Source organism: Paenibacillus terreus, from assembly GCF_042138595.1.
Classification (GTDB): Bacteria; Bacillota; Bacilli; order Paenibacillales; family Paenibacillaceae; genus Paenibacillus; species Paenibacillus terreus.
This window is the reverse complement of the sequence record NZ_JBHIRX010000006.1, coordinates 104,048-124,177: the sequence shown is the minus strand read 5'-3', so window position 1 is coordinate 124,177 and position 20,130 is coordinate 104,048. Positions and strand designations below refer to the sequence as shown.

General features: G+C 51.0%; 18 protein-coding genes. 15 read left to right on the top strand and 3 right to left on the bottom strand.

The genetic code is table 11. The features are described 5' to 3' along the window. The first annotated feature begins 164 nt into the window (after positions 1 to 164). On the top strand, positions 165 to 794 hold the full coding sequence (locus tag ACE5KN_RS13240; protein ID WP_375524901.1) for a YfbR-like 5'-deoxynucleotidase: 630 nt from the start codon (positions 165 to 167) through the stop codon (positions 792 to 794). 19 nt (positions 795 to 813) lie between these two features. On the opposite strand, the gene ACE5KN_RS13235 is transcribed toward ACE5KN_RS13240, so the two are convergent. Beyond that, positions 814 to 1,758, bottom strand: coding sequence for a phosphotransferase (locus ACE5KN_RS13235; RefSeq protein WP_375524902.1), 945 nt, complete (start codon positions 1,756 to 1,758; stop codon positions 814 to 816). A 260-nt stretch (positions 1,759 to 2,018) separates the two neighbouring features. Here ACE5KN_RS13235 and ACE5KN_RS13230 point away from each other — a divergent pair, with 260 nt between their 5' ends. From ACE5KN_RS13230 to ACE5KN_RS13220, 3 genes are read left to right on the top strand one after another with little or no spacing between them, the layout of a single operon-like run. Continuing rightward, positions 2,019 to 3,497, top strand: a complete 1,479-nt coding sequence (locus tag ACE5KN_RS13230; RefSeq protein ID WP_375524903.1) for a spore germination protein — start codon at positions 2,019 to 2,021, stop codon at positions 3,495 to 3,497. Between the two features lie 4 nt (positions 3,498 to 3,501). Next, complete coding sequence (locus ACE5KN_RS13225; protein ID WP_375524904.1) at positions 3,502 to 4,659, top strand: Ger(x)C family spore germination protein; 1,158 nt, start codon at positions 3,502 to 3,504, stop codon at positions 4,657 to 4,659. A gap of 14 nt (positions 4,660 to 4,673) precedes the next feature. After that, positions 4,674 to 5,780 carry a GerAB/ArcD/ProY family transporter gene (locus tag ACE5KN_RS13220; protein ID WP_375524905.1) on the top strand — a complete coding sequence of 369 codons (1,107 nt, stop codon included), beginning with the start codon at positions 4,674 to 4,676 and terminating at the stop codon, positions 5,778 to 5,780. 174 nt (positions 5,781 to 5,954) lie between these two features. Here ACE5KN_RS13220 and ACE5KN_RS13215 read toward each other — a convergent pair whose 3' ends face one another. Then, on the bottom strand, positions 5,955 to 6,560 hold the full coding sequence (locus tag ACE5KN_RS13215; RefSeq protein ID WP_375524906.1) for a YjgB family protein: 606 nt from the start codon (positions 6,558 to 6,560) through the stop codon (positions 5,955 to 5,957). Positions 6,561 to 7,168: 608 nt separating this feature from the next. Here ACE5KN_RS13215 and ACE5KN_RS13210 point away from each other — a divergent pair. The 6 genes from ACE5KN_RS13210 (at position 7,169) to ACE5KN_RS13185 (ending at position 14,224) form a co-directional block, all read left to right on the top strand. Further along, positions 7,169 to 8,179, top strand: a complete 1,011-nt coding sequence (locus tag ACE5KN_RS13210) for an ABC transporter permease (protein ID WP_375524907.1) — start codon at positions 7,169 to 7,171, stop codon at positions 8,177 to 8,179. 28 nt (positions 8,180 to 8,207) lie between these two features. After that, positions 8,208 to 9,113, top strand: a complete 906-nt coding sequence (locus ACE5KN_RS13205; RefSeq protein ID WP_375524908.1) for an ABC transporter permease — start codon at positions 8,208 to 8,210, stop codon at positions 9,111 to 9,113. 66 nt (positions 9,114 to 9,179) lie between these two features. Then, complete coding sequence (locus tag ACE5KN_RS13200; protein ID WP_375524909.1) at positions 9,180 to 10,769, top strand: ABC transporter substrate-binding protein; 1,590 nt, start codon at positions 9,180 to 9,182, stop codon at positions 10,767 to 10,769. Positions 10,770 to 10,920: 151 nt separating this feature from the next. Further along, positions 10,921 to 12,183, top strand: a complete 1,263-nt coding sequence (locus ACE5KN_RS13195; protein ID WP_375524910.1) for a M20 family metallopeptidase — start codon at positions 10,921 to 10,923, stop codon at positions 12,181 to 12,183. An 87-nt stretch (positions 12,184 to 12,270) separates the two neighbouring features. Continuing rightward, positions 12,271 to 13,260 carry an ABC transporter ATP-binding protein gene (locus ACE5KN_RS13190; protein ID WP_375524911.1) on the top strand — a complete coding sequence of 330 codons (990 nt, stop codon included), beginning with the start codon at positions 12,271 to 12,273 and terminating at the stop codon, positions 13,258 to 13,260. Continuing rightward, positions 13,244 to 14,224 carry an ABC transporter ATP-binding protein gene (locus tag ACE5KN_RS13185; RefSeq protein ID WP_375524912.1) on the top strand — a complete coding sequence of 327 codons (981 nt, stop codon included), beginning with the start codon at positions 13,244 to 13,246 and terminating at the stop codon, positions 14,222 to 14,224. The genes ACE5KN_RS13190 and ACE5KN_RS13185 overlap by 17 nt, the downstream gene beginning before the upstream one ends. 67 nt (positions 14,225 to 14,291) lie before the next feature. Here the strand turns inward: ACE5KN_RS13185 and ACE5KN_RS13180 are convergent, their stop codons facing one another. Then, a complete protein-coding gene (locus ACE5KN_RS13180; RefSeq protein ID WP_375524913.1) occupies positions 14,292 to 15,269 on the bottom strand; it encodes an MBL fold metallo-hydrolase in 978 nt (325 codons plus the stop codon). 179 nt (positions 15,270 to 15,448) lie between these two features. Between ACE5KN_RS13180 and ACE5KN_RS13175 the strand changes: the two genes are divergently transcribed. From ACE5KN_RS13175 to ACE5KN_RS13155, 5 genes are read left to right on the top strand one after another with little or no spacing between them, the layout of a single operon-like run. Next, positions 15,449 to 15,859: a PaaI family thioesterase gene (locus ACE5KN_RS13175; protein WP_375524914.1), complete on the top strand. Its 411-nt coding sequence runs from the start codon at positions 15,449 to 15,451 to the stop codon at positions 15,857 to 15,859. A gap of 37 nt (positions 15,860 to 15,896) precedes the next feature. Further along, a complete protein-coding gene (locus ACE5KN_RS13170) occupies positions 15,897 to 17,459 on the top strand; it encodes a class I adenylate-forming enzyme family protein (protein ID WP_375524915.1) in 1,563 nt (520 codons plus the stop codon). Further along, positions 17,456 to 18,436 (top strand): zinc-binding dehydrogenase, encoded by a 981-nt coding sequence (locus ACE5KN_RS13165; protein WP_375524916.1) that lies wholly within the window; start codon positions 17,456 to 17,458, stop codon positions 18,434 to 18,436. Before ACE5KN_RS13170 ends, ACE5KN_RS13165 begins: the two co-directional genes overlap by 4 nt. A 21-nt stretch (positions 18,437 to 18,457) precedes the next feature. Further along, a complete protein-coding gene (locus tag ACE5KN_RS13160; RefSeq protein WP_375524917.1) occupies positions 18,458 to 19,285 on the top strand; it encodes a VOC family protein in 828 nt (275 codons plus the stop codon). A 34-nt stretch (positions 19,286 to 19,319) separates the two neighbouring features. Beyond that, positions 19,320 to 20,117, top strand: coding sequence for an ABC transporter permease (locus ACE5KN_RS13155; RefSeq protein WP_375524918.1), 798 nt, complete (start codon positions 19,320 to 19,322; stop codon positions 20,115 to 20,117). Positions 20,118 to 20,130 lie beyond the last annotated feature (13 nt).

The following is a 20,130-nucleotide window of genomic DNA, read 5'->3' as shown; positions in this document are numbered from 1 at the left end:
AAAAGGTGATTTGGAAATAATAGTTAATCCGCAGGCCATAACGGTCTGCGGATTTTGATATTGGAGAAATTAGGGAACCTCAATTAATTTTCTATTAACATATGTAATTTATACTGATCTTGGTATATCGACGATCCATACACTAGACAAAGGATGGCTAATTCATGGGAATCCATACGTATTTTCGGTCACTGAACGATCTGGAACGGATTATCCGCTGCCCCGGAAAGTTTAAATTTGAGGAACACAGCGTGGCCGCCCACTCCTGGAAGGTCGTGCAGTACGCCAAAACGCTGGCGGATATTGAAGAACAGCACGGTGTAACCGTGGACTGGAAGAAGCTGTACGAGATTACCAGCAGCCATGATTATGGCGAAATCTTCATCGGAGATATCAAGACTCCCGTCAAGCATTACTCCCTGGAGCTCCGCTCCATGCTGCAGCATGTTGAAGAAGCGATGGTGAAGCATTTTATCGAGGAAAATATCCCGGAGGAGTTCAAGGCCATTTTCCGCAGACAGCTGCGTGAGGGCAAGGATCAGTCCGTTGAGGGCCTGATTCTGGAGGTTGCCGACAAGCTGGATCAGGTGTATGAGGCTTTTGCCGAGCTGCAGAGGGGCAACAGCGAGAGAGAATTTGTGGTCATGTACCGCAATGCGCTCATTAAGATCAAGGACATTCGGCTGCACTGTGTAGATTATTTTCTGAACAATATTTTGCCTGATATCGTGAAGGATGGCATGAGCTCCACCATTGATATCAGAAAAATTACGGAGGAAGCGCTGGCTCTGTAAGCTCGCTTCTCCGCAACTGCTATCCGTGCAAGCTCTTCAGTTCATTTGCCAGGCTGTGAAGCGCACTCCCCCGTTCGCGGGCATCCTGGCTGTTGAACAAAAGCAGCTCTGTCCATTCCCAGATATCCTCCAGCTTGCGGCGGCCTTGATAAAAGTTCAGAGCCTCCGGGTTTGGGACATAATCCGGGTGCTTTCTGGTATACATGTCCAGAAAAACATCATAGTAGGGCTGGTCCACGATAAACATCATATCCGCTTCCACAGGTGCGAGCCGTATTCCCTCCCAATCAATTAACACCAGGTCGTCACCGGATTGCATCAAATTCCAGTTATGCAGATCGGTATGGCAAAGTGCATACCTTAGAGGGCGGTGCTTCAGACTTTGGGACAATCCTTCAGTGGCAGAGATGAGGGCGTTCAAAGGTTCGATAAACGGATACAGCACATCGCGAATATCCGTCGGTACAGCATGTAAATGACCGCCAATCACCTGTTTTAACGAATGAAGAAAGGGCAGCTCAAATTCCTCTTTGATCTGTGCTGTATTCACCGGTACTTCACTGCCAAAAGAATGCAGCTCAGACACAATCCCTGCCAGTTGTGCTGTTTGCTGTGGTGTTAACTCCCGTTCCCCTATCGTTTCCCCTGCAATGTATTTATATAGCAGATAGATACCTTCATCGTCCTCGCATTGGTAACGCCCATCCTGGGTTGCTAGAGGGACGGGAACTTTCCCCTTAAGACGGCTGTTGTCATGAAGCCAGAGCAGGAGGGGAGAGTAGATGTTGATTAACGCTGTCAATTTTGGAGTAGATGCCCTGCTCTTGTCGTATAACTTAAGAAAATATGACTGTTCCCCGGTTGTCACCCTGTAAGCCAGGGCGGACCAGCCACCCTGCTGCGGAATGACATGGGATGCTTCCAATCTGTAATGGTGATGCAGAATCTCTTTTATATTTTCCAATTGAGACGAAAAGTGCATTTAAACCTCCGTTTTAAAGGGTAGATTGAAGTAATCCTTATAGGAAAAAGCATATAAGATATAAGTTACTAAAGTCTCCCAACAAGTGCAACATGTGTACCAGTCAGCTTTAGCTGCGGGGATGTCCATTCACTTTTTTGCTCTTGCTCTTTTTGATTTAAGCGGCTATTCGAATACTAATTTCCTTTTTAGCACATATTACCTCTTAAAGTTCACGGATACGCTCCTGAGGGAGGAACTTCATGGCAAGGGCGCTTGCAGAAAACCTGGAATACCTTAAACGAACCCTGAGTCATTTTTCCGATGCTGTCTTCAAGGAGTTGGATGTAGGACAAACCGGCTTTCAGGTCATGATCATCTATCTCTCCGGGATCGCAGACCCCCATGTAGTTAATGAACAAATCGTCAAACCGATGATTATCGCGGGGCTCGGGGAAAATAAACCTGAGCATACCCCAGAAACATTAAAAGAAAATCTGCTGCATAAGACCGCTTTATTGTTCAAAATTGAAACGGGTGAATTTTTGGACAAGTGTGTTCATGAAGTATTGTCCGGGAACACTTGCCTGCTCCTTGAAGGAATGGATGAGGCGCTGATTGTCGAGACCGCAAATTTTCCTGCCCGAGACGTTGCAGAACCCAGTACAGAGACTTTGGTAAGAGGACCAAGACAAGGTTTTGTTGAAGACATCGCAAGTAATCTGGCCATAATCAGGCAGCATGTCAAGGATGTCAGCCTCAAGATTGATAGTTACCGCGTAGGCAGAAGATCATCTCGAAAATTGGCTGTGCTCTATATTGCAGACATCGTCAATCGGGATCTGGTTCAGGATATAAAAAAACGAATCGAATCTATCGATATAGACGATGTGCTCGACACCGGGATCGTTGAGCAATTGATCGAAGATAATCCATGGTCTCCCTTCCCGCAGCTCCAGGCGACAGAACGTTCGGATAAAGCAATAAATGCCCTGATGAGCGGCAGAGTCGTCATCATGCTGGACGGTACGCCATTCGTTCTGATTGCCCCCATGACGTTCTGGATGCTGGCCCAATCTCCGGAGGATTATTATGAACGGTTTCCGCTTGGTACATTTTTTCGCATGCTCCGGCTAATGGCGCTGTTTATAGCAACCTTCCTGCCTTCGCTATACATCTCTCTGGTTTCGTTCCATCCCGGGCTGATCCCACCCGAACTGGTCGTGTCCATCATAGCCGCGCGGGAGGGAATTCCTTTTCCCGTCTTAGTCGAGGCATTAATCATGGAAGTGTCGCTGGAAATACTGCGCGAGGCAAGCTTGCGATTGCCCAGAGGCATAGGGCAGGTTATCGGCATTGTGGGGGGGCTTGTCATCGGACAAGCGGCTGTCGAGGCCTCGATCGTGAGCCCTTTCATGGTTATTATCGTCGGCCTTACCGCGATTTCCTCCTTTGCGAGCCCTCAGTACAGCGGCAGTATCGGCATCCGCCTGCTTCGTTTCCCGATCATGTTGGTTGCCGCGGTTTACGGGCTTTATGGGGTGATCCTGTCTTTTATTTTTCTGGGTGCACATATGGTCAGGCTCAAAAGCTTTGGCGTTTCTTATATGGCGCCTTTGGCCCCCATACGATTAAGAGATCAACAAGATGCCTTGATTCGCGTTCCGTACAGATATTTCAAAAAACGTTCCATAACGTTAAAAACACAGGACGAAATGTTATCCAACAGGAAAAGGAAATAAGCCTATGACATCTTCCATCTTTAAGTCACGCCCCAACCTGGTGCTGCAGAAATGCATTGCCGCATGGATGGCCTGTGTTTTGCTCACCGGTTGTTGGGATAGCCGGGAAATCGAAGATTTGAGCATCATTCTCGGAGTAGCGATCGATTTGGATCAGGATTCGCTGAAACTTACTTATCAGCACTTAATCGCACAGAAACAGAGAAAAAATGAATATATCAACGTCACGACGTTCAACAAAACTTCCATTCAAAACGCTTCAAGCGAAGAGGCAAAACAGGTGGCCCATGCTCCCTTGTATAATTTCATCCGTCTCATCTTGATCAGTGATGAGGTTTTAAGGAAGACGAGGATCGATCAATTGCTGGATACATATACCCGCTCTTACAAACCAAGCCGCAACTCGGTGATTATGGTCGTGAAAGGCAGCGCCCAGGAAGCGCTAGCGAAGACGGGCAAACATAAAGACATGGCTTCCATCGATCTGCAGGACCTGTCTCAAAATAGCGCTTTAAACACAAAAATACCCGAAAAAATTACATTGGGAGAAGTCTCTATCCGGATTTCACAAGGAGCCGATTTGCTGATTCAACGGCTGAATACCGGTAAGGAGGGTAACCGTTTGGCAGGCGCGGCCTTAATCAGCGGCCAGACGAAGAAGTTTGCCGGTTGGCTGCAAGGAGACGATGTCAGCGGAATCAACTGGATGCTGGGAAACACGAAGGGGGCCGTTATTGAAACTGAGGATCCGCGGACGAAGCAAACGATGGTATTTGAAGTTGATGAGGTGAAGAGTAAACTCATCCCCCATGTAAAGGGACAAGATATCTCATTCACGGTCCGTATTAAGGCCGTCCTTAAGCTGAACGAGATTCGAATTGTCTCCGCCGACCTTCTGAAGGAATCGTTTTTGTCAACGGCCAAAGAAGCTGCGCAAGAGGAGATCAAAGAGACTGTGCTTCGCTCCATAAGAAAGCTGCAGAAAGAAAGAAAAACGGACGTAGCCGATTTTCGCACAAGGCTAAAAGTGAAATATCCCGCAACCTGGGATCGCGTGAAGAACAGCTGGCCGGATACCTTCAGTGAAATCCCGGTTCATGTCCAGGTTCAGGCCGAGATAGAACAAACGGGCGCTTATAGCAAAGGAGCGGGTGCAAAGTGACGAACATACCTGACATGAAACATGAAAAAATATCCACCCTCCAAACGGTCTTTACGGTCACTTCAACCGTGTACGCCGTGGGGATTGTCAGCTTGCCGAGAACCATAGCGGAAAAGACGCAAACCCCCGATGTGTGGCAGGGGCTGTTCTTGTCCAGCTTGCTGGGGTTGGTCGCCGTTTTTATTAATGTGAGCTTATGCCGAAGATTTCCCGGGAAGACATTTTACGAGATAAATACACGAATTGCGGGTAATTTTATCGGACACATCATCAACATATCATTTATCTTATACTGCCTCTTTATCTGCTCGCATGTAGTAAGAATGATGGCGGAATTTATCAAAGCCTTGGCCCTGGAGCGAACGCCGGTAAGCGCGATTCTCATCCCGTTTCTGCTGCTTGTCGGTTATTTGACTTCAGGCGGACTTCATGTGATGGTTCGGTTGGTGGAGCTTTTTTTCCCCTTAACTTTTATCGTTTTTATACTGCTGATTGTTCTGAACATCAACCATTTCGATCCCGATAACTTGCTTCCCGTTTTTCATAAGGGATGGCAGCCGATTTTCCAATCTTTAAAAGTAGTTCCCTTTTCGACACTAGGTTTTGAATCCATACTCATCTTGACAAATTTCATGGTTCATCCGCAGCAGGCGTGGAAGGCGGGAGCGATCGGTTATTCCATCGCCATGGGGTTGTATCTCTTGATGGTGACGATGGTCATCGCCTGCATGTCAGTTGAAGAGGTTTCCCGGTTGCAGTGGCCGGTTCTTTCTTTTGCCCAGCAGATTGAATTTCCTGGGGCATTCCTGGAACGTTTCGAATTGCTGTTTATCGTTTTGTGGACGATTAAAATTTACATGACTACGGCAAATTACTATTTTTACCTTGTCGCTGGAATCAGCCACCTTACCCAAAAGCGGAACAAGTATGTTCATTATCTTCCTTTAGTTTTTCTGTTTGCCGCCGCCATGTATCCAAAAAATTTAGTGGAAACCGACAGAATGGGTAATTTTGCAGGATATTTTGGAGTCATTATTTGCGCTTTAATGCCGCTGTTGCTGCTAATCATATCCTTAATTTTACAGAGAAAGGGAAACTCCGCCAAGCACTCTCAAGGATAGAGGATAGCGTGCACCGGCCTTCTGCATTCAACTTCCCTCCCTGAAAAAAAACCTCCAGTCTACAGTGTTGAGTTCATTGTAACATGAACGTTTTTTTCACTGTCTACTGTGAGGGGATAATACCACCATGACGGTGGGTGGCCGGTCTTTTCGCGCTGCCGCAGCTTTCGTAAATTATGCTTTTGTCAGATTGATATGATCAAGGTCGGTCTTGGAGTTGAAAATAAAGTCCAGCTTGTAATCGCCTCTAAGGTAAGTTACCTTGATTTGCTGTTTACCGCCGCTTTGGATGATGGTGCTGTGCTCGGGCTTGAACCACTGCTGCCACAGCATACTGATCGTGATTCCGCCGATATTGGTCTGCCGCTCTACATTTGTGCCAAAATAGCGCATTTCGTTGATCACACCGGATTTATAGGCAAAAGCGTAACCGGGATTCCCCATATTGGCGGTGTAAAATTCAAAGCCCCCGCTTTTTTCCATAGGCTCTCCGAACTTTTTGATCACTTCGGCCCGTTTGGTCTTGCCCACGGTAAAGCCGCTGACGGCCCCCGGAAATTGTCCCTTCAAAGCAGGTTTATAGAAAGAATTTAGCGTATCGATGGCCATTTTCTTCTGCTCAGCGCTTATGCTGTCGCTAGTAGCTGCAGCTGCTGCGGCGCTGGAAGCAGATGTGAGCGGAGTGGGAATGGAGATGGTTGTGCCGAAAACCGCCGCACCCATGATGCCCATGGCTATAACCGTTTTTGCAGCTGACTTCGTTCTGAATTTCATGCTCATGATGTGCAGCTCCTCTCAGGAAAAAAAGAATGTTATGACGATCCTGTCATTTAACCAATATACAGGATATAAAACGAGGAAAAGTAACAGAAAATCTTAAAGTTTTGTTAAGATTCTGGAAAACATAAATTTATTGGTGTAATATTCCTAAAATCCTAAAAAAAAGGTAGATATTAGGGGCGAGCTGCTCCTTTTCTCGACCTCTTTGCTTTATTAGAAATCGTATGAGAATGAAGATTTCTTCTTGTTTTAGGTAGAAGTTTGCACGAAGCAGCGGAAAGGACGAAGCAATTCCGGAAAAGCGGAGCGATCGCCTTTGCCCCCGAATTTCATCCGTAAAAAGGTGGCCGCAGCTTCAACAGGTCATTTTGTTATATAAATTTACATATTTGTCTAATAAGCTTGTTTGTTACATTACATCAAATGTTTCATTTGTGCTCAAACGACAAAGAAAAGAACGTATTTTTATTTGCAGGGTACATAGGAAGCGATGCGCTCATTACAGTACAATTGAAAAAATCGCAAGCGGGAGAACAAACATAACACGAGGGGAATGCAAACATGACAAGAGAGGATGCGCTGCATCCGTATAAAAAGGGGGAAAGGCAGTGGTTATCTACACCATTCGCAGGCTGATTCAAATGATCCCGGCGCTGCTGGGGATTGTCATCATTACCTTTATTATTTCAAGGGTTCTGCCTGGCGATCCTGCCGTCATGCTTGCGGGGGAACAGGCAACACCGGAAACGATTGAAAATATCCGCAAAAGCATGGGGCTTGATCAGCCGCTGTACACTCAGTTCTTTCATTATATAGGCGGCTTGCTGCAGGGGAATCTTGGCGAGGCCTATCATACGGGACAATCGGTGGCCAGCGACTTTGCGACACGGTTTCCGGCGACCATCGAGTTGGCCTTGGCCAGTCTGATTGTGGCGATTCTGGTGGCGATTCCAGTGGGAATTCTAGCGGCTACGCGCAAAGAATCGATCGTCGATCATATTTCGCGGGTATTCTCCCTGATCGGAGCATGTATGCCGATTTTCTGGATCGGGCTTTTGTTTATCTACATTTTCTATGCGACCTTGGGCATCGCCCCCGCCCCAATGGGCCGGATCAGCAATGATTTGAATCCGCCGACACATATTACAGGACTTTATGTGGTGGATAGCTTGCTGAGCGGAGATTTCGTGGCATTGAAAAGCAGCATTTCCCATTTGATCCTGCCTGCCATTTGTCTCAGCACAGGCACGATGGCCATCGTGGCCAGAATGATGCGCTCCAGCATGCTTGAGGTCATCGGCCAGGATTTTGTCCGCACCGCGCGGGCGAAGGGACTTGGGGAACGGATCGTCATTTACAAGCATGCGCTGATTAACGCTTTTATTCCGACACTGACGGTGCTTGGCCTGCAGGTCGGGTATTTGATCGGTGGCGCGGTCATTACGGAAACGATTTTCACATGGCCGGGGGTAGGCAGCTACGTAACGGATTCCATTCTGGCCGCGGATTATGCGCCGATTCAGGCTTTTACCCTGGTCAGCGCCCTGATTTACAGCTTCATTAACCTGGCTGTGGATCTGATTTACGGGTGGCTCGATCCGCGTATTCGCTATGAGTAAATAGAAGAGAGAGACAGGGGGGACTGCAATGAGCAGTGCTAGTGATGCAGCGGTCAAAACAGCTGTTGGACAGCCGCAGGCTTCCATAGGGAAACGAACGACCTTTTGGCGGCTGCTGGTGCGCAACAAACTGGCTGTAGTCGGACTGATATTTATCCTGGGCTGGATGCTGACGGCAATTCTGTCCGCGTGGATTGCCCCGCATGATCCGTATGGCACCGATCCGGCCAACAAGCTGCTGCCACCAAGCACCGGGCATTGGTTCGGTACGGATAATTATGGCCGGGATATATTCAGCCGTGTCGTTTATGGAGCGAGAATCAGCATATGGACAGGCATGATTGCCGTATCCATCTCCTTTGTGATCGGGGTTCCGCTGGGCGCGATTGCCGGGTATTACGGCGGACGGACAGGCAGCATGATCATGCGCTGTATGGACATCCTGCTTGCTTTTCCTTCGCTGGTGCTGGCCATGGCTATCGCGGCTGCGATGGGTCCGGGGCTGCTCAGTGCGCTGATTGCCGTGGGTATTGTGGGCATTCCGGAATTCGCCAGACTCATTCACGGACAGACCATTTCCCTCAGGGAGAAGGAGTTTGTGGAAGCCAGCCGGGCGATCGGGGTGAAGGATTCCACCATTTTATTCAGGCATATTTTCCCTAACGCGCTTGCTCCGCTGCTGGTTAATGCCACGCTGGGCATGGGATTTGCCATTCTGACCTCAGCGAGCCTCAGCTTCCTTGGTCTTGGAGTCAAGCCGCCGACGGCGGAGTGGGGCGCCATGATTTCGGAAGGACGCGCTTATATCATATCGGGAGAGTGGTGGATTGTTACTTTTCCCGGACTCGCCATTGCTACAGCTATCTTGGGGTTCAATTTGCTCGGGGACGGTCTGCGGGATGTACTTGATCCAAGGCTGCGCTCCAGCAAATAACTAATAGAGGTAGTTCAAAATGTCATCTTTTGATCACGTTTGAACACACACAAGGGGGAAAATGCAATGCTCAGAAAAAGTCTTTATCTACTCATCGCCATGTCCATGGTTCTATGGCTGGCAGGCTGCGCGAGCAACGCCAATCAGGCGGCCTCCAGCGGCGGAGGAAGCGCGGAAGGTTCATCCGCACCCAAAGCAGTCACCATTGCTTATTCTGAAGGCGGTTCGACGATGGATCCGGCCGAAGCCAGCGATCTGACGTCCGACACACTGGTGCTTGCCTTGTATGATCAGCTTGTCACTTATGGTACGAAGTCCTCCGAAGGCGGCGAAATCGCCAATACTGAGGATATTCAGCCGATGCTGGCGGAAAGCTGGGATGTCTCCGATGACAAGCTGACCTATACTTTCCATCTGCGTGAAGGCGTCAAGTTTCACAGCGGCAACCCGCTGACAGCCAATTCCGTGCTCTATTCATTTGAACGTCTGAAAAACTCGGACTCCGGCAGCTTCCTGTACGGGATGAGCGCCATCGATAAGGTGACCGCTGTAGACGATCACACGGTTGAGGTCAAGCTGTCCAAGCCGAACCATATGTTCCTGCAGATGATTTCCCTGTATAACTTCTCCATTGTCGATGATGTGCTTGTGAAGGAAAAAGGCGACGGAGACTTCCTGAAAACGAATGAAGCGGGATCCGGACCATTCCTCCTGGAAAAGTGGGACCCCGCTACAGAAGCGGTGTTTAACGCGAATTCGGACTACTGGCAGGGGGCGCCAAAGGTCAGCAAGGTCAACATGAAGTTTACAAAAGAAGCTTCCAACCGCGTGCTGCTGCTGAATAAAGGCGATGTGGATATGGCCATTGAAATTCCGCCGAAGGACGTTGCCAACCTGCAAAGCAATGAGAAGCTGAAGGTTCAATCCAACGCAAGCAACCGGATCTTGTATTTTGCCATGAATAACAAAGTGAAGCCATTCGACAATCCGAAGGTGCGCCAGGCCATCTCTTATGCGATTCCTTATGATCAGCTGATCAATAATGTTATGTACGGACAGGCGAAGCAGATGAAGAGCGCCGTTGCGAGCAACACCCCGGGTTATACGGATGCCGGATATAATTACACCTACGATTTGGAAAAAGCCAAGAAGCTGCTGGCTGAGGCGGGCTATCCTGACGGGTTCACCTTTGATCTGACCCTTGGTTCCGGGTTCCAGGACTGGGCGGACGATGCCGTGCTGATTCAGGCTGAACTCGCCAAAATCGGGGTAACGATGAACATCGTTAACGTGGCGCGTGCACAGTTCCTTGAACAGCAGCGCGAAGGCAACCTGACAGCTTACATTTCCAAATGGACTTCGTTTGTTAACGATCCGGGTTATCATCTCGGCTTCCTGATGTACAGCAAGGGCTCCTCCAACTATATGCACTACAACAATGCTGAAGTGGATAAGCTGTGGGAGCAGGCCAGCACGGAGCAGGACGAAAACGCCCGCAAGGAGCTGTACGGCAAAGCCCAGGAAATCATCACTTCCGAGGCGCCATGGGCCTACCTTTATGAATACAACCGGATTGTGGGCATGAACAAAAATATCAGCGGATATGTGTACTATCCTGATGAAGTCATCCGTTTCTATTCGTTGAACAAGCAATAATTCGGAAGTCCGCCATGACACCCCCGGTCCATGCACAGCCGGGGGCTGTCATATTCGTGATCGTGCAGTTGCACGATGCTTCTCTAACAAGGCGGATAGTGCCTCTTGCGACAAAACAGACTGTTGGTAAATGCAAAGGAGATGGACCGATATGACAGATTGGAAAAAGCTTGTGCTCGAAGAAATTGATAAACGGCAGGATGAACTGCTGGAGCTCTGCTCGCGGTTAATTCAGTTCCCTTCCGAAAATCCTCCAGGAGACTCGCGGGACATCAGCCAGTTTATCATGAACTATCTGAAGGAGGCCGGCATCGAAACGACCGTCTATGAAGCTGAGCCCAAGATGTGGAACCTCGTCTCTGATTACGGTTCACCGGAAGCTGGCGGAAAACGACTCATTTTCTGCGGCCATACGGACGTTGTGCCTGCGGGAGATCTGTCCCGCTGGGATTTTGACCCGTTCTGCGGCGAGATTCGCGACGGCTATCTGCTGGGGCGCGGCGCATCGGATATGAAGGCAGGCCTTGGGGGGCTGATCTTTACGGTCGCCCTGCTGTCCAAGCTGGGGGTTCCGCTGGATGGCTGCCTGTCGCTGCTGGTCGTGCCTGACGAGGAAACCGGTGGTCATCTCGGTGTGCCGTGGATGCTGGAACGCAAGCATATCGACGGAACGGCGGCTGTCATTGCCGAGCCGTCAGGTCCGCAAAATCCGACGATTGGCCAGAAGGGCAGCTGCTGGTTTGAGTTTACGGTGGAAGGCACGCCAGGGCACGGCAGCTTGCAGCCGATCGCAGGCGAAAGCGCGATTCTGAAAGCGGCCCGGGGCATCGAAGCCCTGCAGCAGCTCTGGGAGATCAAACCGGACATTCCGGAGGAGGTCAAGGAAATTATTGAAATCTCCAAACGATATGTAGCCGAGGAAAGAACGCCAGAATACGGGCAGGCCTTTGACCATGTGACGGTCAACATCGGAACGATCCAGGGCGGAACCAAAGTGAATGTGGTAGCGGACCGCTGTACCGTGCAGGTCGATTCGCGTGTACCGTTTGGCGTGGACTACCTGGATGTATTGGCCAGAGCAAAGGAGCTGCTGGCAGGCGTGGGCATCCATAGCGAACTGAAGCAGTTTGGCTTCTTTGGAAATGCCAACTGGACGCCACCAACCACGGACATCGTGCACGATCTGGTGGAATCGATTGCCGAGGTGAGCGGCAAGGAGGCGTATGGCGTGCTGCAGTGGGCGACCAGCGATGCGCGCGCATTCCGCAAGTACGACATTCCTGTCCTGCAGTATGGTCCGGCCGAGCTGCCGACCATTCATAACTTCAATGAAAAAGCGCCGGTGTGGCAGATCATTCAATCGGCCAAAGTATACGCGCTGACTGCGCTGAAATATTTGGATGCCGGTAAATAAGCAACTGGAGCTTGAATATCGAACGAGCATCAGGCTAACAGAATACCCCAATGATTTTGATTATATTGGAACAGGAGGGACGGAGATATGGCCAAGCTGCTTGAGGTGACGGACCTGCGCACAGAATTCAAAACAGCCGCAGGTGTGATCAGGGCGGTGGATGGCGTGGATCTGGCGGTGGATAAAGGAGAGACCCTCGGGATCGTCGGCGAATCCGGCTGCGGAAAAAGCATTACATCCCTGTCCATTATGCAGCTTCTCCCCAAAGGGCTGGGAAAGGTGGCCGCCGGGGAGATTCGTCTGGAGGGTGAGAACATGCTCGCCTTTTCAGAACGAAAAATGCGCGAAATCCGCGGCAACCGCATTGCCATGATCTTTCAGGAGCCAATGACCTCGCTCAATCCGGTATTCCGGGTGGGCAAGCAAATTGCCGAGGCCGTCAGATATCATCAAGGCGTAGGCAGGAAGGAAGCGATGTCGCGGGCCGTGGAAATGCTTACCAAGGTCGGAATTCCCCGCCCGGAGAAAGTCGCTGTCTCCTATCCGCATGAGCTGTCCGGCGGGATGCGGCAGCGGGTAATGATCGCGATGGCCATGATCTGCAACCCGAAGCTGCTTATCGCAGACGAGCCGACAACAGCGCTGGATGTGACCATTCAGGCGCAGATTCTGGATCTGATGAGAGAGCTGCAGCGGACGGAAGGCACGTCCATCCTGATGATCACGCATGATCTGGGCGTAGTTGCGGAAATGTGTGACAGGGTCGTCATCATGTACGCCGGTCAGGTCGTGGAGGAGACGGATGTGAAGACTCTTTTCAAAAATCCGAAGCACCCTTATACCAAAAGTCTGCTGGCTTCCCTGCCGCAGCTCAACAGCGAGCAGGACCGGCTGGCCTCCATCCCCGGGCAGGTACCGAATCCGCTGGAAATGCCGGAAGGCTGCAGATTTGCGCCGCGCTGTCAATTTGCCCAGGACATCTGCCGTGCCAATGCGCCTGAGCTGGAAGAAGTGGAAGCAGGGCATAAATGCCGCTGTTTGCTGCAGCAGGAGGGATATCATGAGCACACTGCTTGAGGTTCGCAACTTGAAGAAGCATTATCCGATCAAAAAAGGCTTATTTTCCAAACAGGTGGGAGCAGTCCGGGCCGTTGACGGTGTGACCCTGACGGTGCAAAAGGGAGAAACACTCGCTATTGTGGGTGAATCCGGCTGCGGCAAATCCACGACCGGCCGGGCGATCCTTAGACTGATTGAGCCTACGGATGGCGAGATTCTATTCAACGGCACGGACGTGCGCAGTCTGAATCCCGAGCAATTGCGCAAATTCCGGACTGATATGCAAATGGTGTTCCAGGATCCTTTTGCTTCGCTTGATCCCAGATGGACGGTGCAGCAGGTGCTGGAGGAGCCCTTGATCACCCATGAAAATTTAAGCAAAACGGAGCTTAAGCAGCGGGTTGGCCAACTGCTGGAGGTCGTCGGACTGTCTTCCTACCATGCCGGGCGTTATCCCCATGAATTTTCCGGAGGACAGCGGCAGCGGATCGGCATTGCAAGAGCGCTCGCCCTGAATCCGAAATTCATCGTCTGCGATGAACCGGTATCCGCCCTGGACGTATCCATTCAGGCGCAGGTGCTGAACCTGATGAAGGATCTGCAGGAGCAGTACGACCTGACTTATATGTTCATCTCCCATGATCTTTCTGTCGTGAAATTCATCAGCGACCGGGTTGGCGTTATGTACTTGGGAAAACTGGTGGAACTGGCGCCGACAAAGGAAATTTTTCAGGAGCCACTGCATCCGTACACCAAAGCGCTGATGTCCGCTGTTCCGGTCGCCGACCCGGAAGCGGATCTGCAGCGAATCGTCCTGAAGGGTGACGTGCCAAGTCCCGAGAACCCGCCAAGCGGCTGCGCATTCCATAACCGCTGCCCGGCAGCCATGGACATTTGCAGCAAGATCCAGCCCGTATTTGCCGAGGCGGCGCGTGGGCGGCAGGTTGCGTGTCATTTGTATCCTTCTTCCAATCCGGAGTAAGCAGAGAGAACCCATTGAACCCGAAGAATCTTCATCAGCTTGAGAGAGTTGTTGAAGGTTCTTTTTTTCATGGGGCCACAACATAATACACCCCTCCGGACTCATGCAAATGCAAGAGTTTTTGCTTTTCCAGGAAACGCAGATGGGCTGCCGTTTCTCCCAGCGCAAATCTGGCGCTATCCGTGTTGAATACCTTGCGAAACAGCCGCAGGCAGATGTTATAAACGCTGAGTGCATCTTTTCCATCATCCTGAACAATGCCTAAAATGTGATCAAGACGCTCCTCATGGTGGGAAATCACAGTTTCGATAAAGCCGGGATCTGGATGAAAGACCGGTCCGTGACCGGGCAGAACAGTTTGGATATTCCGGCGTTGTAACGCATTCAACGTATCAAAATATTGCTGCAGCGGATTATCTTCCTCATCATCTTCGTAAGAATATGTGATGTTTGGCGTGATTTTCTGCAGCAGCATATCCCCGCCAATCAGTATACGCTCCTTCTCATTCCAAAACCCCGTGCTTCCTGCGGCATGTCCGCCGCCAACAATGATTTTAAACGGTTTGCCGCCGAGCATGACCGTTTCATGTTCCTGCAAATTCACCCTATTACCCTCAATTGGAGAGATTTGTTCCAGCAATTGTGAATCCAGCACGGTCACTTCTTCAGCGAGCTGCTCAGGCATGCCGCACTTCCGGTAATAATGGAAATCTCGCCCCGCTTGCTCATTGCTGAAATATCGCTCGGCCAAGGCGAACGTTCGGGGGCTTGCGATCACTTCGGCATGAGTCCAGCGCTGCATCGTTCCCGCAAACCCGTAATGATCAGGATGAAAATGAGTAATGAAAATCCTTTTGATATCCGAGGGCTGAAGATTGAAATGACGCAGCGTCCGGAGCCATACGTTTTTGGTTGTGGGCGTATCCAGCCCGGGGTCAATCACGCTCCATCCGTGCTCGTCCTGAATCAAATAACTGTTCACATGGTCCAGACGAAAGGGAAGAGGGAGGCGGATCTGATAGACATGTTCGAGCAGCGTCTCCATGAATGCTCTCCTCATTGTACGAAGTTTAGTGAGAACTATAAAACACGGAGGGTCATGAGTCAATGATTATAGAAAATCCCTTGAACTAATAGAAAAGTTCAATTAGACATTAATTTCCTACCGGTTTAGTATGATTAAAAATGTTTCAAGGGCGAACAAAAAAGGGGGGGACATCTAGAATGACTGCGCTATTAAGCCGTGAGGAAATTGAGCCGGTCCTGACCGGTTCCAGGTTCCATCAATTTCTTGGCATCCGGCTCGAGGAAATCAACGATCAATCGATTACGATCCGGCTGCCCTATAATGAGCTTTTTTACACATCGGCCGATGGATATATCCACGGGGGCATTCTGGCAACGGTCATCGATATCGCCGGATATTTCGCGGTGTTCAGCCGGCTCAATCAGCCGGTGCCAACGGTCGATCTCAAAATCGACTATTTGCGGCCAGGCCGGGCGGGTGATCTGCTCTTTACCGCTACGGTGGTCAAGCTGGGGAGAACCGTCAGTATCGCCGATATTGTCGCCACCGACGTATCCGGCAAACAGATCGCGATAGGAAGGGGATTGTTCAGTTCCAAACAGGAGTAGCGAGAAAACGATATTCAGAAAAAAAGGTGGAGCAGCGATGAACACATACAATTTTGCAGACATCATCCATTCCTCGGTTTCCCGTGCACCTTCAAGCCCAGCCATTATCGCTCAAGGCAGAACGATAAGCTACGGGGAGCTTGGGAGCCGTACGAATCAGGCAGGCAACCTGTTTGCAGGACTTGGCACTCAGCCGGGAGACCGGGTGGCGGTGTTATTTGCCAACGATTTTCGTTTTTTGGAAATATGCTTCGGATTGATGTCCATCGGAGCGGTTCCCGTACCTATGAATTCGAAGCTGGGTGCGGACACGCTGGCTTATATCTATAGGGATAGCGGCAGCCGCATATTGGTATATCACGCATCCATGGGGGACAAGGCGAGGATCATTCAGGAACAGGCAGACGTCGTGTCCAGCGTAATCTGCACTGCAGAATCCTATCCGTCCGACTTTGGATTGAACTCGTTAGTATACGACGAACTTCTGCCGTCCCAGAATCCTGATCTGGATGTATATCCGACCCGGGAAGGCGACCTATGCCTGCTCCCATACACTTCCGGCTCCACAGGAAATCCCAAGGGCTGTCGCCTCACGCATGGCGGGCAGCTGTGGAATGTCACCGCGATTGCGCAAATTCGCGATTTGCAGCACGACGACCGGATTGTCATTTCACTGCCGCTGTATCACAAGAACGCCATGCTGTCCATGAAGGCCGTGTTTTATTCCGGCTCTTCTGCTGTCATTCTTCCGGCGCCGGAGCCAGCCGAAATATTACAAACGATTGAGACGCATCGATGCACCTATATTTCCGGTGTGCCTGCACTTTACCGCATGCTCGTAACTCATTTGAAGGAGTCATCCGCTTCCTACGATCTTGGCTCACTGAAGTATGCCATATGCGGTTCATCCGATGCCCCGGTGGAGCTCCTGGAGGATATCAGCAAGTGGATGGGGATCGAGGTGTACGAAGGGTATGGTCTCACAGAAGGCGGGCCTGTCGTTCTGGAATCAAGGAAAGGCATGCATAAGCCCGGCTCAGCCGGCTTTCCCCTGCCGGGAGGTTCCATTCGGATTGTAAGCCTGTTGGAAGAAGACGTCCCTGCGGGAACAATCGGCGAGCTGTGGGTGCGCAATCCGGGCGTTGCGGACGGATACTGGAACCTTCCGGAGGTGACCAAAAAACGGATAACAGAGGACGGCTGGCTGAAGACGGGAGATATGGCATGGCAGGATGACGAGGGGTACGTCTACATCGTCGGACGCAAGGACGACATGATCAATGTGGGCGGAGAGAATGTGTACCCGAAGGAAGTCGAGAACATTCTTCTGCAGCATCCGCACATCGAGGATGCCTGTGTTCTCCCGATCCCTCATGCACTCAAAGGGGAGGTGCCCGCCGCTTTCGTGGTTACGCGGCAGCCCATCGACAAGCAGGAAATTAAACGATTTTTCATTGAACGGGGGCCGGCCTACGCACATCCACGCGAGATTTATGATTTGCACGCTTTTCCGCTGACAGGTCCCGGGAAAGTGGACCGGACACGCTTGAAGCAAATGCTGGCTGAACAATTACAAAAAGGAGAGAGCACACCATCATGAGAGCAGCGCTAATTCTTGAACATGGAGATCGCAATAACGTTGTCGTGGGAGATTATCCGAAACCGGTGGCCGATCACGGTGAAGTCCTGGTTAAAGTAAAGTCTGTATCCCTTAACCATCTGGATATATTCGTGAGAAGGGGAATTCCCGGCAGAAAGCTGGAGCTGCCGCATATTTCAGGCGGCGATGTTGCGGGCATCGTCGAAGAGGTCGGTCAAGGAGTGGCAAATGTCACGCCAGGAGACCGTGTCCTGATCGACCCGCATATTCCGGGCAAAGGGGCCTTGGGCGAGGATACGACGGGAGGGCTGGCGGAATATGTAAAGGTTCCGGCCGGAAATCTGATTCCACTTCCCGATAACATTTCCTTTGATGAAGCGGCGGCACTGCCCATCGCATATGGAACAGCCTGGAGAATGCTCATCACGCAGGGCAAGCTGCAGGCTAACGAGACTATCGTCATTCTGGGAGCCAGCGGCGGAGTTGGAAATGCCGCCGTGCTGATCGCCAAGCTGGCCGGGGCCCGCATCATCGCGGCAGCCGGCTCCGACAGCAAGGCGGAGAAGCTGAAGAAGCTCGGAGCAGATCATGTGATCAATTACAATAAAACGGATTTTTCCAAGGAAGTATGGAGCCTGACGGGCAAGCAAGGCGCGGATGTTGTGGTGGACTATACGGGGAAAGCCACCTGGCCGCAGAGCATCAAAGCGACCCGTAAAGGGGGGCGGATTCTGACTTGCGGAGCGACGACGGGATTTGAGGCCGTCACCGATCTGCGATACGTCTGGGTCAGAGAAATCTCGATTATCGGGTCCAACGGCTGGGGAGAACGGGACTTGCACACATTGCTGGATTTGGTAAGCCGTAAAAAGCTCAAGCCGGTCATTGACCGCGTGCTTCCGCTGGATGACATCAGAGAAGCGCACCGTCTGATTGAAGAGCGGGAATTTTTCGGCAAAATCATCATTCATCCCTAATTACAGAAGGAGGAATCAGCCATGGGAGCCCGTTTAACATTTGACCATGCGGTACATTTTGTGGATAAGCCCGAGCATGCGCCTGCAGAGCTTGCCAAACTGGGGATTCATACGGTACAGGGCGGAAGACATGAGTCCATAGGAACGTATAACGCACTGACGTATTTCGATCTGCGTTATATCGAATGGATTGGCATCTTCGACCCGAAGCTGCTGCCCCCCCACCAGGAGACGCACCGGTATGGGCTGGTCGATACACTGGCAGGAGACGGATATGTCAAAGGGCTCAGCCGGATTGCACTGCGAACCGAACAGATCGATGAGCTGGCGGCCCAATTGGCCGCTCAGGGCCTGGAGGTGATCGGTCCCGTGGATTGCTCCCGCAGAAGACCGGACGGGAAATTGCTGCAATGGAAGCTCTTGTTCGCCGGATTGCCGGATGAAGGACTGCCGCTTCCTTTCTTTATCCAATGGGACGATTCCGATGAGGCGAGAAGGGCTGATCTGACGGCAAATGGAACCATCGCGGATCACGCTCGCGGTCCGCTTGCCCTGGATTATGTGGCTTTTACGGTACGCGATTTGCAGGAGACGGTAAGCCAGTGGGCTAAATGGCTCAGCCTCGAGGCCGGGGAGGCTGTATATGATGACTACTGGAAGGGCAAGAAGCAAGCCCTGCACCTTGGAAACTTTCAACTGATATTTATTGAGCCCGATCTTGAAGGATTAGCCTGGAAGTATTTGCAGGCCAGGGGCGAACGGCCGTTTTTGGTCGGATTGAACAGCGGGCTGGATGGTGTGTCCGAGCAATACGTCGAAGTTCATGGTTCCTTGTATCACTTGAGGTAGCCGCTGGGGCATCGGGAGGAAAGGGGGATATCACATGGCGGTGCGCACCAAAAAAGACACAAAAGTGAAGAACCTGTGGATCAGAACCGTACACATCGTGTTTATTGCCGTACTGCTGGCAGGCATGCAGCTGGCGGTGTCCAATGAGTGGGTAAGCCGGGTTTTCCTGGCCTCGCCATCGCAGATTTTTGAGGAATTCATTTATATGTTAAAAGAAAACACCCTTTGGCCGCATCTGTTCGTTTCTTTGCAGGAGGTAGCGCTCGGTTACGCCATTTCCGTTGTGGCGGGCATCGGCCTCGGCGTGCTGTTTGTCTCATTCCCGTTGTTGGAGAAGCTGATTGACCCGTTCATGGCTGCGATCATGGCCATTCCGAAAACGGCCATCATGCCGTTGCTCATCGTATGGTTCGGCGTTGGATTCAAAAGCAAGGTCATCCTGGTGATTCTATTCTGCTTCTTCAATATTCTGTACAACACCGTGACAGGCTCCAAGCAAACCCGGGTCGAGCATTTGAAGCTGGCCAAAGTATTTAGAGCCAGCCGGGCGCAAACGGTGTTCAAGGTTTTGCTGCCCTCGGCGCTGCCTTCCATTTTTAATGGATTGCGGGTGACGGCTGCTACAGCGATCACCGGCGTGGTATTTGCCGAGATGGCTGCGGCCAAGAACGGTTTGGGATTTTTGCTGAATGAATCCCAGGCTGTCCTGAACACGCCAAGACTGCATCTGATCATTATTGTGGTGACGGTACTGTCCGTGCTGTTCGTCGGGCTGATCAACCTGATCGAGAGACTGGTATGCCGCCGCTGGATGCCGAGCCGTAACATCTGAGTTTAAACTGAAA

What these genes read in the sequence shown, in the direction of transcription:
- ACE5KN_RS13240 (WP_375524901.1), top strand. Translation starts at nt 165, where the DNA reads ATGGGAATCCATACGTATTTTCGGTCACTGAACGATCTGGAACGGATT.
- ACE5KN_RS13230 (WP_375524903.1), top strand. Translation starts at nt 2,019, where the DNA reads ATGGCAAGGGCGCTTGCAGAAAACCTGGAATACCTTAAACGAACCCTG.
- ACE5KN_RS13225 (WP_375524904.1), top strand. Translation starts at nt 3,502, where the DNA reads ATGACATCTTCCATCTTTAAGTCACGCCCCAACCTGGTGCTGCAGAAA.
- ACE5KN_RS13220 (WP_375524905.1), top strand. Translation starts at nt 4,674, where the DNA reads ATGAAACATGAAAAAATATCCACCCTCCAAACGGTCTTTACGGTCACT.
- ACE5KN_RS13215 (WP_375524906.1), bottom strand. Translation starts at nt 6,560, where the DNA reads ATGAGCATGAAATTCAGAACGAAGTCAGCTGCAAAAACGGTTATAGCC.
- ACE5KN_RS13205 (WP_375524908.1), top strand. Translation starts at nt 8,208, where the DNA reads ATGAGCAGTGCTAGTGATGCAGCGGTCAAAACAGCTGTTGGACAGCCG.
- ACE5KN_RS13200 (WP_375524909.1), top strand. Translation starts at nt 9,180, where the DNA reads ATGCTCAGAAAAAGTCTTTATCTACTCATCGCCATGTCCATGGTTCTA.
- ACE5KN_RS13195 (WP_375524910.1), top strand. Translation starts at nt 10,921, where the DNA reads ATGACAGATTGGAAAAAGCTTGTGCTCGAAGAAATTGATAAACGGCAG.
- ACE5KN_RS13190 (WP_375524911.1), top strand. Translation starts at nt 12,271, where the DNA reads ATGGCCAAGCTGCTTGAGGTGACGGACCTGCGCACAGAATTCAAAACA.
- ACE5KN_RS13185 (WP_375524912.1), top strand. Translation starts at nt 13,244, where the DNA reads ATGAGCACACTGCTTGAGGTTCGCAACTTGAAGAAGCATTATCCGATC.
- ACE5KN_RS13180 (WP_375524913.1), bottom strand. Translation starts at nt 15,269, where the DNA reads ATGGAGACGCTGCTCGAACATGTCTATCAGATCCGCCTCCCTCTTCCC.
- ACE5KN_RS13175 (WP_375524914.1), top strand. Translation starts at nt 15,449, where the DNA reads ATGACTGCGCTATTAAGCCGTGAGGAAATTGAGCCGGTCCTGACCGGT.
- ACE5KN_RS13170 (WP_375524915.1), top strand. Translation starts at nt 15,897, where the DNA reads ATGAACACATACAATTTTGCAGACATCATCCATTCCTCGGTTTCCCGT.
- ACE5KN_RS13165 (WP_375524916.1), top strand. Translation starts at nt 17,456, where the DNA reads ATGAGAGCAGCGCTAATTCTTGAACATGGAGATCGCAATAACGTTGTC.
- ACE5KN_RS13160 (WP_375524917.1), top strand. Translation starts at nt 18,458, where the DNA reads ATGGGAGCCCGTTTAACATTTGACCATGCGGTACATTTTGTGGATAAG.
- ACE5KN_RS13155 (WP_375524918.1), top strand. Translation starts at nt 19,320, where the DNA reads ATGGCGGTGCGCACCAAAAAAGACACAAAAGTGAAGAACCTGTGGATC.